General features: G+C 44.1%; 11 protein-coding genes. 3 read left to right on the top strand and 8 right to left on the bottom strand.

Annotated features, from left to right (window positions below):
* Positions 1-132: 132 nt before the first annotated feature.
* The 5 genes from mmsB to A3735_RS05475 form a co-directional block, all read right to left on the bottom strand.
* Positions 133-1,014 (bottom strand): 3-hydroxyisobutyrate dehydrogenase, encoded by an 882-nt coding sequence (gene mmsB, locus A3735_RS05455; protein ID WP_068510281.1) that lies wholly within the window; start codon positions 1,012-1,014, stop codon positions 133-135.
* Between the two features lie 63 nt (positions 1,015-1,077).
* Positions 1,078-2,232 (bottom strand): enoyl-CoA hydratase/isomerase family protein, encoded by a 1,155-nt coding sequence (locus A3735_RS05460; RefSeq protein WP_068510278.1) that lies wholly within the window; start codon positions 2,230-2,232, stop codon positions 1,078-1,080.
* Positions 2,233-3,033 carry an enoyl-CoA hydratase gene (locus A3735_RS05465; protein WP_068510276.1) on the bottom strand — a complete coding sequence of 267 codons (801 nt, stop codon included), beginning with the start codon at positions 3,031-3,033 and terminating at the stop codon, positions 2,233-2,235.
* A gap of 56 nt (positions 3,034-3,089) precedes the next feature.
* Positions 3,090-4,250 carry an acyl-CoA dehydrogenase family protein gene (locus A3735_RS05470; RefSeq protein WP_068510274.1) on the bottom strand — a complete coding sequence of 387 codons (1,161 nt, stop codon included), beginning with the start codon at positions 4,248-4,250 and terminating at the stop codon, positions 3,090-3,092.
* Between the two features lie 39 nt (positions 4,251-4,289).
* Positions 4,290-5,780, bottom strand: coding sequence for a CoA-acylating methylmalonate-semialdehyde dehydrogenase (locus A3735_RS05475; protein ID WP_068510271.1), 1,491 nt, complete (start codon positions 5,778-5,780; stop codon positions 4,290-4,292).
* 180 nt (positions 5,781-5,960) lie between these two features.
* Here A3735_RS05475 and A3735_RS05480 point away from each other — a divergent pair, with 180 nt between their 5' ends.
* Complete coding sequence (locus A3735_RS05480) at positions 5,961-6,857, top strand: AraC family transcriptional regulator (RefSeq protein ID WP_068510269.1); 897 nt, start codon at positions 5,961-5,963, stop codon at positions 6,855-6,857.
* Positions 6,858-6,917: 60 nt separating this feature from the next.
* The gene (gene dinG / locus A3735_RS05485; RefSeq protein ID WP_068510267.1) at positions 6,918-9,044 is read left to right on the top strand and encodes an ATP-dependent DNA helicase DinG; all 2,127 of its coding nucleotides are present in this window, start codon (positions 6,918-6,920) and stop codon (positions 9,042-9,044) included.
* Positions 9,045-9,336: 292 nt separating this feature from the next.
* On the opposite strand, the gene A3735_RS05490 is transcribed toward dinG, so the two are convergent.
* Together A3735_RS05490 and A3735_RS05495 are read right to left on the bottom strand one after the other, a co-directional pair.
* Positions 9,337-12,075 carry a LuxR C-terminal-related transcriptional regulator gene (locus A3735_RS05490; RefSeq protein ID WP_068510265.1) on the bottom strand — a complete coding sequence of 913 codons (2,739 nt, stop codon included), beginning with the start codon at positions 12,073-12,075 and terminating at the stop codon, positions 9,337-9,339.
* Positions 12,076-12,108: 33 nt separating this feature from the next.
* Positions 12,109-12,906, bottom strand: a complete 798-nt coding sequence (locus A3735_RS05495) for a sulfite exporter TauE/SafE family protein (RefSeq protein WP_068510263.1) — start codon at positions 12,904-12,906, stop codon at positions 12,109-12,111.
* Positions 12,907-13,147: 241 nt separating this feature from the next.
* Between A3735_RS05495 and cysB the strand changes: the two genes are divergently transcribed.
* A complete protein-coding gene (cysB, locus tag A3735_RS05500) occupies positions 13,148-14,125 on the top strand; it encodes an HTH-type transcriptional regulator CysB (protein ID WP_068510261.1) in 978 nt (325 codons plus the stop codon).
* 26 nt (positions 14,126-14,151) lie between these two features.
* On the opposite strand, the gene A3735_RS05505 is transcribed toward cysB, so the two are convergent.
* The coding region (locus A3735_RS05505) for a SecY-interacting protein Syd (protein WP_068637709.1) at positions 14,152-14,660 on the bottom strand (509 nt) is incomplete at its 5' end.

A 14,660-nucleotide genomic window follows, 5' to 3' on the forward strand; every position in this document is an offset into this window, starting at 1 on the left:
AAGCACGGTTAAAGCCTTAATGAAGAAACGATAAATTAACCTATTCCTATAAAAGAAATAGGCGCGCAGGCATAAGAGTTTATCTAAGGGAAAGGGCTTACAACAGTAGTAAGCTAATTTTTTTGTACTTACTTAAGAAAGAAGCTCAATAATACTCGAGAAGTCTTTTAATCCATCGCCTGAAGCTTGTTTTTTTTGATACATTTCATAGGCTGCATTACCGAGTGGCGTGTTACTTCCAGTACTTTGTGCGTTTAAGGCCGCCAAACCAAGATCTTTTGTCATTAGGTCGACCATAAAACCAGGCTGATAGTTATTCGATGCAGGGCTGGTCTCCATGACGCCAGGATAAGGGTTATACTTTTCTAAACTCCAGTTCTTTCCTGAGCTTGCGAGCATTATTTCAGAAAGTACTTTAGCATCCAAACCGTTATTTTCACCTAATTTCAATGCTTCACTTGTGCCAATCATATGAATAGCAAGGAGCATGTTATTACACATTTTAGCGACTTGCCCGGCTCCGTCAGTCCCTGCCAAAAATATATTGCTCCCCATGGCGCTAAGAACAGGTTTTGCTTTATCAAAATTGGTTTCTGAACCTCCACACATAAATGTCAGTGTTCCTGCGGCGGCGGCTGCGACGCCACCTGAAACAGGAGCATCAAGCATTGAAATACCTTTATCTTTTGCTGCGTTATGTACGCTAATAGCAGACTCCGCTTCGATCGTTGAGCAATCAATCACTAAGGTTTCTTTATCAATGATTGATAATAGTTTTTCGCCTTCAAGATAAAGCCCTAACACATGCCTACCTGCAGGCAGCATGGATATAAGGATAGTAGCGTCTTTGCACGCTTGTGATGCCGAGCTTGCGACATGCGCACCGAGTTGCTTCATCTCTTCTAGTGGAGTCTTGGCTAAATCATATACCCGCAGGTTGTAACCCGCTTTTACAAGATTTTTTGCCATGGGACGTCCCATGTTCCCTAGACCTATAAACGCGATCGTTGTCATTATTATTTTCCCAATCTTGGAAGGGGCAGAATAGCCCCCTTTGTTATTTATAAGAAGCTTTGCTTAAGCCAGTAGCCCATCTAAAGGGTTTTTATCCCAAGGCCTACTAAATAAAGACTCAATAACGGAACTTGGGATATGGGTATAGTGCGCGTATTCCCACTTAGGTGTTTTGTCTTTATCTATTAATAGCGCACGAACGCCCTCCGCAAAATCGGGATGACGGATCATGTTGGTCGCTAAAACCAGCTCGCTTGTAAAAGCGTTTTGTAAATCAGTATAACGATGGCGTTTTAACTGCTCATAAATCGCAACAAGAGATAACGGGGAGCCAGCAAGTAAAGTTTGCTTAGATTTGTTGAGAAAAGTGTTACTTTCATCAAAAGCTACGATTGCATCCGTAATTGAACATAAAGAGTTATGCTGGCACGCCTGCTCAAGCACTTGTAGGTTTAGCTTTATTTGCGAACTTTGAAGTTGTTTGCTTGTAAGCTCTAGTGCCTTTATAGCTTCTGTTACCAAGAGGTGGTTGTTATCATTTTCTTCTGAAAATTCAAGCTTGGATATTGCATGAATCAGCTTTTCGACATCATTTAACTCAATGGCAAAATCAGCTAAGCGGCAAAATAGTGTATCGGCTGCATTAATAGCTACGCCCGTTAACGCCAGAAAATATCCTAGATTATAGGGAACCTGATTAAGAAATTGTGTTCCACCTACATCAGGGAACAGACCAATAGTTATCTCGGGCATAGCCAGTTTAGTGGTGTCGGTGATAACTCGATGACTGGCGCCAGCGAGTAAACCTAAACCACCACCCATGACAAAGCCATGCCCAATACAAATGATCGGTTTGTAATAAGTATGAATAAGATAATTGAGTTGATATTCCTCAAAAAAGAACTGTTCTGCATCGATACAAGCACCGTCTTGTTGTGCTATCGCAGAGCGATAAAGTGCTTGGACATCGCCGCCAGCGCAAAAGGCTTTGCTGCCTTGCCCCTTTAAAATTACAGCTTGAATATCATCGTTACTTGCCCAATCTTTTAGTGACTGCGTGAGTAAACGGACCATTTGAAGCGATAGGGCGTTTAGCGTCTTTTCGGAGTTGAGTGTTAAAACTCCCACACTGCCATTTTTAGCAGCAAGTACTTCGACTAGCACTTCTTCGGACGCTGTTGTTTCGACAGTCTCAGTTGCTTGTGATGATTTATTCATTTACTTTTTCCACTCTGGAGAGCGTTTCTCGAGAAACGAATTAGTGCCTTCAAGTTGGTTGTCACCACCAATTAGATTAATGAATTCGGTGCGCTCATGCTGAAGTGAAAGCGATATGGCGTTTTCTCGAGCTGTACTTAAAAGCTTTTTACAGGCAAACAAAGCATCGGGGCTTTGCTTACTTGCAGACTGTGCATAGTTCATGGCGCTTGATAAGGCCTCGCCTTTCGGTACACTTTCTAGTGCTAATCCGGTTTGAACGGCTGTTTCGGCATCCATTCTCTGCCCGAGCAAGATCATTTTACTTGCCCACGCTTCGCCAATTAACCAACTCAACCGCTGTGTGCCACCAGCGCATGGTAAAAGACCAACACCTGCTTCAGGCAGTGCAACCTGAGCCTGTTCTTCGACGATACGGATATCACAGGCAAGTGCACACTCAAGACCTCCACCCATCGCGTAACCATTGATAGCCGCGATGGATACACCCTTAAAACTTGCAAGGGCTTCAAATGCTTCGCCAAAACGGTGTGCAACATCTTTTGAAAGTATCTTGTCGCCGCTACTAAACTGCTTAAGGTCTGCACCAGCAGAGAAAAACTTTTCGCCTTGCCCGTGTATGACTAAGGCACTTATTCCGCTCATTGCATTGAGTTTTACGATGACGCTTGAAAGCGCGCCAAGGCTTTCCAAGTCCCAGGTATTTGCAGGTGGATTGTTGATAGTAATTTTAGCAATATGACCATCGACAGTAACAATAATTTTGTCACTAGGGGAAATAGTCTGATTTTCTTGTGTCATAGCGGGTGTTCTTTCCTTTTTCAGAAGATTGGAATGCGCGAAGCTTGCCTACTAGCTTATCCGAGAAGCTGGAAGTTTTCATCAGATAACAAGGCTCTAGCAATGATTAAGCGCATTACTTCGTTAGTACCTTCGAGAATACGATGCACGCGCGTATCTCTAAAGTAACGTTCGATAGGGTATTCCTTGATATAGCCGTAACCACCGTGCAATTGTAGGGCTTCATCGCAAATCTTAAAACCGAGATCAGTCGCTAGGCGTTTAGCCATCGCGCAATGAACCGATTTATCGGCTGCACCTTGGTCGAGTTTAAATGCGGCTAGGCGGATCATCTGGCGAGAGGCTACAAGCTCTGTCAGCATATCAGACAGTTTGAACTGGGTGGCTTGAAAATCGGCAATCGTCTGATTGAATTGCTTGCGCTCCTTAACATAGCTAATACTCTGTCGCAGGCTCGCGCGCGCAGTACCGACTGAGCAGGCAGCAATATTGATTCGGCCGCCATCTAGGCCTTCCATCGCCAACTTGAAACCGTCACCTTCATGTGCCAAAAGGTTTTCTTTGGGTACGCGTACATTCTCAAAATGAATCAAGCGGGTCGGTTGATTGCTCCATCCGAGCTTTTCTTCTTTCTTACCAAAACTGATACCTTCACTTGTAGCGGGTATGGCAAGGCAAGTAATACCTTTTGGGCCTGCCTCGCCAGTTCTAAGCATTGTGACTAAAAGGTCAGTATCGCCAGCGCCGGATATGAAGGCTTTACAACCATTAACGATATAGTGATCGCCTTCGAGTTTTCCACTGGTCGTTAGTGAGGCAGCGTCAGACCCGGCTCCCGGTTCAGTCAGACAATAACTGACGAGTTTACGCCCTGATGCTAGCGCTTCTGACCACTGATCTACCAGAGACTTACGCCCATAGCGAGCGAGCATATTAAACGCCATATTATGGATGCTAATAAACGCAGCGGTAGAGGTGCAGCCGGACGCTAGTTCTTCCATAATAATGGAGCTGTCTAATCGCGACAGACCAATACCTTTATCAGCCTCTGGCACGTACATGGCCATAAACCCAAGTTTACCTGCTTCGACAAAGGCTTGCTTCGGGAACTCGCAGGCTGCGTCCCATATACTAGCCTGAGGTGCAAGTTCTGTCTCTGCGAAACGTTTTGCTGTTTCCTGGAAAGCGAGCTGATCTTCGTTTAAGTCGTAATTCATAAAATATAATACTTTAGGTGGCCTTATAAATTAATCTGTCTACTTTAAGCTAATCGACATGTTGGGTGCTTGCGCAGGAGATGATTTCCAGCTTGCTGTAATTGTTTTTGTCTCAGTATAAAAGCGGACTGCCTGCTTTCCGTAAGCATGTAAATCCCCCATAAACGAGCCTTTCCAACCAGTAAATGAAAAGAAAGGTAGCGGAACGGGAATGGGCAGGTTAATACCAACTTGACCAACTTCTATTTCGTGCTGATATTTTCGTGCACTAACGCCAGATTGGGTAAATATTGAGGTACCGTTGCCGTAGGGGTTACTGTTAACCAAATTGATTGCATCTTCAAGCGTTTCAACGTTCATGCATGACACAACTGGCCCGAAAATTTCTTCCTGGTATATGTCCATCTCAGTCGAAACGCCGGTGAAGAGTGTAGGGCCTAACCAGTTGCCATTAGGGTAACCTTCTACAACAATGTTTCGACCATCTATCAAGCAGTTAGCACCTTGATCTATTCCTTTTTGAATCAAGCCTGAAACACGCTCTACAGCCTGAGGACTAATCAAAGGCCCATAAGCTGAATCAGGTGAGTCCCAAGTGCCGGGCTTAACCGCTTTTAGGCGTTCAGCGAGCTCATCTGCCCAGACGATTGTTTCGCCAACAAAAACAATCACGCTAATTGCCATGCAGCGTTGTCCGGCAGCGCCAACCGTAGCGCCGACTAATGCGTTCATGACGGTGTCTTTGTCGGCATCAGGTAGTACGACCATGTGATTTTTCGCACCGGCAAAGCATTGAGCACGCTTCATCTCGCGAGTGGTTGTTAGATACACATCTTTGGCAACAGGTACTGAACCAACAAATGAGGTCGCCAGAATATCAGGATGTTTAATAAGTTGGTGAACCTGGTCTTTGCCACCATGAATCATTTGCACCAGACCTTTGGGTGCCCCGGCTTCCTGGAATAGCTCTAATAAACGAACAGTCGCTAAGGGAACTTGCTCAGAGGGCTTAAGGATCATGGCGTTTCCACAGGCTGTTGCCATAGGGAACATCCAAAGCGGAATCATTGCCGGAAAGTTAAACGGGGTAATACCGAGCGTCACACCAAGCGGCTGGGTCAGGCTATAGGTATCTACGCCCTTAGCAACATTTTCGACAGTCTCACCCATTAACAGGGAAGGAATGTTGCAAGCATGCTCGACAACTTCAATACCGCGCCATACATCACCCATAGCATCTTCAATATTTTTACCCGTGTCTTTAGCAAGAATCTCGGCAATCTCACGCTGATGTTCCTTTAACAAATACTGGTAACGTAGCATCAAGCGAGCGCGCTCACTGACAGGGGTTTCTTTCCACTCTAAGAATGCGGCTTTGGCGCCTTCAACGGCGCGATCAATTTCGCCTTTCGTGGCGAATGAGACCTCTGCAAGTACCTCTTGTGTCGCGGGGTTAAGAACGTTTTGTTTTTGCACGCTTTCACTGTGAACAAATTCGCCATTGATTAAGAGTGGAACTTGATGAGGCATGATTGGAGTCCTTATTATTCTTTATGCAGTATTTAGAATGCTAATGAAGGTCGTAGACGAGTAAAACTTATATTTCTAATGTTTTATATTTGATAGCCACTCTACTAACAATTATGCATAGAGTCATTGACTAAATTGCGATCGATATGGATTATATTGCTTTTTGACTGAGTGTTATATATGAGCGAACCCTCTAACTGGCCTCTGTCGGATAGGCAGGCAACGCGAATTCGTGTGCCAAAGCATATTCTGCAACAGCTCGCGCTTCATCCAATAGCTCGCCAAATCTTTGCTTCGTCGATTGGTTATTACCCCAGCGCAGCAAAGCATGAGATGGAGAGAATTGCGCATGACGACTATATTCTTATTTATTGTGCTGAAGGGCAGGGTTATCTAAGTACGAGTCACTACAAGGGGGAGATTCACCAAGGGGACCTGTTTATTTTACCGCCTGAAACAGCCCACCAATACCGCTCTGACCCTGAAACACCCTGGACAGTTTTCTGGTTTCATTTTCGTGGTGACCTTGCTGATAGTTATTACCGCTATTTATTTAAGGCATCTGATACCTCAGTTGTTAAAGCTCATGACGTTCAGACATTAGCTCGCTTTCGGGAGCTCATTGGTATTGCTCGCTCGAGTTTTACCCTGGATTCTTATATCTACGTTAGTAGCCTCTTGAGCCATCTTTTGATTTCAACAGCACATACAGTGATGGAAGATGCAAAAAAGTATGGTGGTATAAGTGTCGAAAAGACACAGGATTTTATGCAACAAAATATTGGCAAGTCACTAAGTCTTGCTGATCTTGCAGATGTTAGCTGTGTTTCTAAATACCACTTCTCCAGGCGCTATCATGAGTTGACTGGTATTTCACCGCTAAAACACTTTTCGAACATGAAGATCGAGCAGGCATGTTCTTTACTTGAGCAAACAAACATAAGTATTTCTGATATTGCTTACCAACTCGGGTATGATGATGCGCTTTATTTTTCGCGCGTCTTTAAGAAACTTATGAAGGTTTCGCCTAGAAACTACCGTAAGGAATTGCGCAAGCGGCTGGACGCGCCTTTGTAAAACGAAATATTTTTATTCTCTCCTTATTAATCGCCTAAAAAATAGTTATTTATTTAACCAATGCTTACAGACAGTCAAAAACAACTCATACAGTCCACTTATCGCAAGTTTACTTCTAGGGAAGGATTCCGCCCGCGATATGGGCAAAGAGTAATGATTGCCGAGATAGCAAAATATTTAGGCAGCATTAAAGAAGATGATCAGGGTGCACGAAAGTCCGACCCAGCAGTATGTGTTGTCGAGGCAGGCACCGGCACTGGAAAAACGCTTGCTTACAGCATTTCAGTGCTCCCTCTTGCTTTAGCGCAAGGTAGAAAAGTTATCGTTTCTACCGCTACAACCGCTTTGCAAGATCAGGTCATGAGCAAGGACCTACCTGAGCTAGCGAAATACTCCGGCCTTGATTTCAACTATGCCCTGGCAAAAGGTCGGGGTCGTTACCTTTGTCTGAGCAAGCTGGATCAACAGCTTGATAATGTCAATAGCGATACTACTGCGTTACCGCTATTTCTAACCCAGGAAGATAGCGTTTCTACCGATAAATCTGAGCTAGAGGTGTATCTATCTAAATACGCTTCAGGAGCTTGGGATGGCGACAAAGATACCTGGGAAAGCGTGATCGAACCTGAAGTTTGGCGCAGTCTATCGACTGATAATCAGCAGTGCAGCAAGCGCCGTTGCAGCTATTTTAATTCTTGCCCTTATTATGAAAGCAGAAAGACCTGGGACAATGCTGACATTGTCGTGGTTAATCATGATCTTTTGTTATCAGATCTGGCTTTGGGTGGTGGCGTTATATTGCCAGCACCCGAGCAGTCTATTTTGGTACTGGATGAAGGGCACCATTTGGCAGATAAGGCACTCAATCATTTTACGGTTCAAGGCGGTCTTAAAAGTACCGATAACTGGCTCAAGGTGCTTAGCAAAGCAATGGTGGAGCTTTCACCTTATTTATCGCAGGGTAATTTTCTTCACAAAAATATTGAGGATATTTCCTTGGTATCTACTCAGCTACATGACTGGATTACACGTACTTATGATTACCTTGCTCAGGAAATTCAATGGGATGAAGAAGACAATAATAGTGTCAAACGATTTCGCTTCCCACAGGGAGTTATACCCGAAGCGCTTTTAGATGCAGCGCAAGAACTAAAAGTTTTGTTTGCGAGTTTATGTCGTTTGCTTGACGATATTCGAAACGAAATGAACAAAGTTGTTGATGAAAAATCAGATTGCGGTTTATCTCGAGAAGAAGGGGAGCAATGGTTTCCTGTTATTGGTGCATTGTGTGACAGAGCCGAAGGTTTGCACGCGCTTTGGATGTTCTACGGAAAAGTTGAAAAAGAAGGTGCGCCGCCGAATGCGCGTTGGTTAATGCTGCGTGAATATGAAAACGCTGCCGATATTAGCTTGCATGGTAGCCCATTAAGCGCGGGTGGCTTGCTTCACGAAGCGTTGTGGAAAAAGTCTTACGCAGCAATATTAACCTCCGCAACATTAACAGCGCTTGGCAAGTTTGACCGACTTGCTCACAAAGCAGGTTTACCCGCTGATAGTGTTTATCATCGAGTGCAAAGCCCGTTTGACTTTAATCAAGTTGCCAAGCTGGTAATTCCTCCAATGACATCGTCAGCTTCAGACCCTGAACAGCACACTCAGGAAATATCCTCAAATCTGGCAAACTGGATTGGTGATGATCAAGCTGTATTAGTTTTATTCAGCTCTAGAAAGCAAATGAATGACGTGCTTTATCAAATAGACCCGGTCTTACGCAAAGATATTATGACCCAAGACGAATACTCAAAGCAGGAGCTGGTAAACAAACATAAAGCGCTTATAGATTCTTCAAAGCGAAGTATTTTGTTTGGCTTGGCTTCCCTCGCTGAAGGGATTGATTTGCCAGGCAATTACCTTACGCATGTTGTTATTGCCAAAATACCGTTTTCTGTGCCTAACGACCCTTTAGAGCAAAGCATTAGTGAGTGGCTCGAGGCGCAAGGTCGAAACCCGTTTATGGAAGTGACCGTGCCAGATGCCAGCCTTAAGTTGATTCAAGCTTGTGGTCGTTTGATTCGGACGGAGAAAGACACCGGCCAGGTGACGATTCTTGATAATCGGCTGCTCACCCGTCGTTACGGTAATCTCTTGATCAATTCATTGCCGCCATACCGTCGACAGTTTGGCTAAGCAAACCTGCTGAATCTATAAAATTTAGGCAAAAAAAAGCGGCGGATGATGCCGAACTATCATCTCGCCGCGTTCACAAGTCGGGCCTTGTAGGGAAGCCCTGATCGGAAAACTAATACCTGAAAGACGCAAACATCGCTAAGTAAAAGGCCTGAAGTTTTTACTTAGTACTGCTTGTTTCGATGAGTTTATAATAGGGCTTAGTCAGGCTTAATTAGATCGTCCATAAGGCTTACGCCTAGGCTTAAGTGATATAAAGTGTGATGCGCATCACACTTTATGATCTCGTATATTAGATCAGACCAATGCTTCGTGCTTTTGATAAAGCCTCTGTACGACTCTTTGCTTCTATCTTTCCATATAGGTTGCGAATATGTGCTTTGACGGTGGCCGGTGCGAGGCTTAGCTTCTGAGCGATCTCTTTGTTTGCTAAGCCCTGATCAATCAGGCCGAGCACTTCAAGTTCGCGCGAGCTAAGAGGTTCTAGCAATTGCTTATTGCTCTCCAATGCTGCTGCGCCAGGCAGTTCATCTTGTTGAACAGGCTTGGTCTCATTGCTTAATCCTAATGTTGCGCTCAATTTCTGCAAATAGCTGTCAGGTATGCTGGGATCAGCACCCAGTGCTAGAACCGGAAGAAGCTCAACAGCCTCATTGGTGTAAACAGAGATGAAGCCGTCCTGTGATGCGAGATGTAATGATTCTTTAATTGCTTCTTCGGCTTCTTTTGAGTTGTGGAGGCTATGGTAGATTGAGGCAGAAAGGTTCAATACTTGAATCAGGTTGTATACATGGTGCTTAGAACGAGTCTGTTCAGCAAGACGGTTAATTACTTCCAATGCAAGTTTATAATTACTTTGCGCCGCAAAAATCCGTGCTTTTGTTAGGTTAATATCCTCATAGTTTAAGGGGACAGCATTAATGCTTTCTTCGTTTAGTTCATTTATCACAAATTGAGCTTTCTCTATCATCCCCATTGATAAAAGGCAGCGAGCCTTTAGTGCGATGATACTTGGTGGAGTGAAAACGATGGAGTCTCGTTTGTGCTGATAGGTATGCCAAGCATCATCCAAGCATTCGATAGCATCGACATATTTGCCCTGTGCAAAATAAAGCATTGCTTGGGTGTACTGAATGATTATGTGCTGGCCTGGCTCTGTCCCAATTTCCAAATGTCGTAGCAAGGGGTTGATGTACGACTGAGCGATAGTAAATTCGGCTTTCTCTGTATATATCAATGCCAAGGCACTATTTTGCCAACAAGAAATTATTCTAGGTTGAGAGCTGTCGTGATAGCTATCGATCCATTGTTGGTTAATAATCCCGGTTTCTAACGCTTTTTCAAGATTACCTTGGTAAAAATAGATCCATCCAAGCAGGCCGCTGCTTGATAGCACCGTGGTATATTTCTTCTCTCGCTTGCCATGCTCAATTGCTTCGCTCAAAGCAGCTTCCGCAGACTCCAGGTCACCGACAGCGAAGCTATCAAGACCAATTCCGTAATAGGTGACGGATTTAAGGGGCATCTTGGTTGTATCGAGCTCTTTCAGAACATCTTTAGTTAATTGTCCTGCGCTCTTTAGGTCTGACTGGCTGCGAGCCAGATAGGCCCGAATAAGCGAGATCTCACTATGTAAGTCAATTAATTCACTTGCGCTAGTTTCAATGCAAAGCAAGCGTTGCTTATCAATAAGGAGTTCCAGCTCTTCTAGCAAAGGGGCAATCACTTCAATTTTGTTACTGAAGAACAATGCCCAGATCTTAAGCATAATCGCGCGGGGAGACTGGCTAAATAGCTTTTCGGGTACTTTTCGAAGCCACTCTAAAACGAGTAAGTGATGCCCTTCATGTATTAGGTTGTTACCATTTTTTTCAAGCAATTGTATTAAAAGATCCCAATCTTGAAGTTGAACAACTTGCTCTATCGCTTCATGGGCTTGTTCATGCGTGACAAGCCACTCAATAGCGCTTTTCTGCAATGTTTCTAGAAGTGTTGGTTGCTCTACTTTAATTTTTCGAAGGAGCGACTCTCTAAACATCTCATGATAACGGTACCAGCTATGTTCATTATCTAAGGGGGTAATGAAGAGGTTTGCTCTATAAAGGTGGTCAAGTATCTTCGCAGAACCCTGGATATTAAGCATCGAGTCGCAAAGCTGCGCGTTTAAGCGGAGTAAACATGAAGACCTCAATAAGAAGTCTGAAACATTTTGCGGCTGTTGAGAGAGAATTTCACTCACAATATATTCGCTCAGATGCCTATCATCTGAAAGAAGCCTATCTACAGATATGAGCGACTGGTCAGCCTTGGGAGTGGAGACGGCGGATAGCGCTGCAAGTTGTAATGCGGCTATCCAGCCCTCACTGGATGCAAACAAGGAGTCTACTTGCGCATCACTTAACGATAGATTCATATAATCAAGAAGAAAAGCTTTAGATTCTTCAATAGAGAAGGCCAAGTCTGATGATTGTATTTGGTCTACCCAGTTTTTTACACTCCAACGAGAGATCGGAAGCGAAGGTTCGAACCTGCATGTGATGATAATTTGAACAGAAGGTGGCAGAAAATCGACAAAGTAGGCGAACTGGTTCAGGCATTCCTTACTATCAATGTTATGAAAGTCATCTAAGACAATATCAAGGTGCTCATTATGGCTAGCCCATTCATTCAACTCATTAATTATCGAAGTGACAGCGCCCTCAATGTGAGCTGAATCGTCCCGAAGCAGTGTCTGTGCTTCTTCTCCGAATTCAGAAATAGAGCTTTGAAGCGCTCCAAGAAAATAACGCCAAAATCTCAGTGCCTGATTGTCGTTCTGATCAAGTGATAGCCAGCAGTGTTTTGATTTACTGTGATGTAGCCACTGCGAAACAAGGGTTGTCTTACCATAGCCTGCAGGTGCAGAAACCAACACCAGCTTTCTGCCACTCCGAAGCTCAAGCCGCTCTAGTAGGTGCTTTCTTAAAATACTGCTTGGGTTATATGGCGGTGATAAGAACTTTGTTTTAAGTAGATTAAATGTTGGCGACATAGCTTCAACTGTATTTGTGTTGTGCGTTATTGGCTAAAAGATCGCGTATTTTACCCCAATAATCAATAGGATGCTGGCTAATATTGGCTGCAATATTTCACTTGGTAGTTTTTTGCTCAATTTTGAACCAAAGTGAATGGCAGGAATAGACCCAACTAGCAGGGAGATTAAAAGAACGAAATCCACATTACCAAGCTGCATATGTCCCAACCCGGCTATGAGCGTAAGCGGTACCGCGTGGGCAATATCAGTTCCGATGATAGTAACGGGGTTTAAGCGTGGATAAAGCATCATCAAAACTGCTGCACCAAATGCGCCAGCCCCAACAGACGTTAGGGTTACACAAATACCGAGAATAAACCCTGCAAATACAGTTAATAAGCCTTGGTATTTTTTAAGCTTATGACGCTCATTACTGCTTAGATTAAATGAACGGGTAAGGCGAGGTTTTATAAGAATTACCAGGGCGGTCATTATTAACATACAGCCAAGCACAGTTAATAAGATGTGTTGATAGCTGGACGGATCACCAAAGTGGTTCTTCAGCATGTAGACTGTAACAAGTGAAGCCGGGATACTGCCTAAGCCTAATCTAAATACTATCTGCCAGTTAACAGTAGACTGTTTCGCATGCGAAATTACACCGCTCGCCTTTGTTGCGGCGGCATAAATTAGATCCGTTCCAATGGCGATATGAGTCGGGAAACCGAAGAGTATAAGAAGCGGCGTCATTAAGGACCCGCCACCGACACCCGTCACCCCAACCGCAAAACCAACACCGGCTCCGGCAAGCACGTACGTAATAAAATCACCTAAAGCAAGAAATTCCATGATTATGGTCTAATATAGATAGGGAAATACAAGGCTTAGTTAATCAAATGGCCGTTTTTGAGGCCTTGCTGTTGATAACACTTCGAGCCAAATTGAACTTAGACAGCACATTAAACAAAGCTGTGCGCACCAATTTGATGCTATTTCTCATACTATAGCTAAGTTTTTTTATTTCCAATAAGAATATTTAGCTATAGCTTTATATCATTTTGGTGTAACCCGATCCTGTCTGGAGATAATAATGAAATTACAACAACTCCGTTATATATGGGAAGTCGCTCATCACGACTTAAATGTTTCTGCAACTGCACAAAGCTTATACACCTCTCAGCCCGGTATAAGTAAGCAGATTCGTTTGCTAGAAGACGAGCTGGGGGTAGAGATTTTCTCTCGTAGTGGTAAGCACCTAACACGGATAACACCCGCAGGCGAAGCGATACTGAAAGTTGTTGGCGATGTGCTTGGAGAAGTCGAAAGTATTAAAAAAATTGCTCAGGAGTTTAATAATGAGCACAAAGGTGACTTGTCGATTGCTACTACACATACACAGGCGCGCTATGTCCTGCCGACGGTAATTAGTCGATTTATGAATAGCTTTCCCGATGTTTCATTGCATATGCACCAGGGAACACCTGCTCAAATTTCCGAACTTGCCTCAGATGGCACCGTGGATTTCGCAATTGCGACTGAGGCGCTCGAGCATCATCCAGACTTAATCATGATGCCTTGCTATTCTTGGAATAGAATCGTTATCGTGCCTAACAATCACCCGCTTGCTTCAGATAGTGATATAACATTAGCCAAGCTAGCTGAATTCCCGATTGTCACCTATGTGAAAGGGTTTACCGGGAGGTCCAAGCTTGATGCTGCCTTTTCAGAGGCTGGATTATCTCCAAATATTGTCTTTACTGCGTCCGATGCCGATGTCATAAAAACTTATGTGAAACTCGGTTTGGGTATCGGGATCGTAGCATCCATGGCTTACGACACTCAAAAAGATGTCGGCTTGACTGCGATTGATACCGACCGACTGTTTGAGGCAAGTGTTACCAATATCGGATTCAGGAAGGGGACCTTTATGCGCGGCTTTATGTATGAGTTCCTACAACAGTTTGCACCTCATCTTACTCAGAAGGTTGTCGAGGAAGCATGCTACCGCCATATGCATCGTCAGGACGTTCAAGAAATGTTTGAAAATGTTAAGCTCCCGCGCTACTAAGAAGCATGGCTTAACATGAAGGCGCCTTAGTTGTACTCGAGTGCTGTAGGGTTGAGGGCTAGCAAGAAACTTTCAAGGTTGTCAGCCAACTCTTTATAATCTTTTCGACCTGGGCGCTCTAAAATGACTTTCCCGCTATGATTTTCAATACTTACAACTTCATTGCTGTCGGTGCAGCCGATAAATAGCGTTAAGCTCTGTTTGTTCTTAAGCTTCGCGAAACAGTGTCCGAGTATATTTTCTTTTAGACGCTCCTGATCTTCTTCGTTCCACGTTTGTATTAACGCAAAATCAACTAAAGGGTGCTCTACACGCATTCCGTTCGCCCAGTAGCTTTCGAAGAAGGCGTGGAAATCGGGATGGAATTTGGTCTCGAGCGCATCTTCAAGGCTTGCAAAGATATTCCCTGATCTCTTTTCCTTATGGCGCCAGTAATGACAGTCTTTGACGATACTAACTGCGCAAGGCGAGGGCCAGATCGGGTCGCATTGAAAAGAGGGTAAGCCGAGTTCATTAGCATTATGAAAAAGATTTT

The sequence above is a fragment of the Oleiphilus sp. HI0061 genome (assembly GCF_001635675.1).

Coding starts and splice junctions, on each gene's coding strand:
- mmsB (WP_068510281.1), bottom strand. CDS start 1,014: ATGACAACGATCGCGTTTATAGGTCTAGGGAACATGGGACGTCCCATG.
- A3735_RS05460 (WP_068510278.1), bottom strand. CDS start 2,232: ATGAATAAATCATCACAAGCAACTGAGACTGTCGAAACAACAGCGTCC.
- A3735_RS05465 (WP_068510276.1), bottom strand. CDS start 3,033: ATGACACAAGAAAATCAGACTATTTCCCCTAGTGACAAAATTATTGTT.
- A3735_RS05470 (WP_068510274.1), bottom strand. CDS start 4,250: ATGAATTACGACTTAAACGAAGATCAGCTCGCTTTCCAGGAAACAGCA.
- A3735_RS05475 (WP_068510271.1), bottom strand. CDS start 5,780: ATGCCTCATCAAGTTCCACTCTTAATCAATGGCGAATTTGTTCACAGT.
- A3735_RS05480 (WP_068510269.1), top strand. CDS start 5,961: ATGAGCGAACCCTCTAACTGGCCTCTGTCGGATAGGCAGGCAACGCGA.
- dinG (WP_068510267.1), top strand. CDS start 6,918: ATGCTTACAGACAGTCAAAAACAACTCATACAGTCCACTTATCGCAAG.
- A3735_RS05490 (WP_068510265.1), bottom strand. CDS start 12,075: ATGTCGCCAACATTTAATCTACTTAAAACAAAGTTCTTATCACCGCCA.
- A3735_RS05495 (WP_068510263.1), bottom strand. CDS start 12,906: ATGGAATTTCTTGCTTTAGGTGATTTTATTACGTACGTGCTTGCCGGA.
- cysB (WP_068510261.1), top strand. CDS start 13,148: ATGAAATTACAACAACTCCGTTATATATGGGAAGTCGCTCATCACGAC.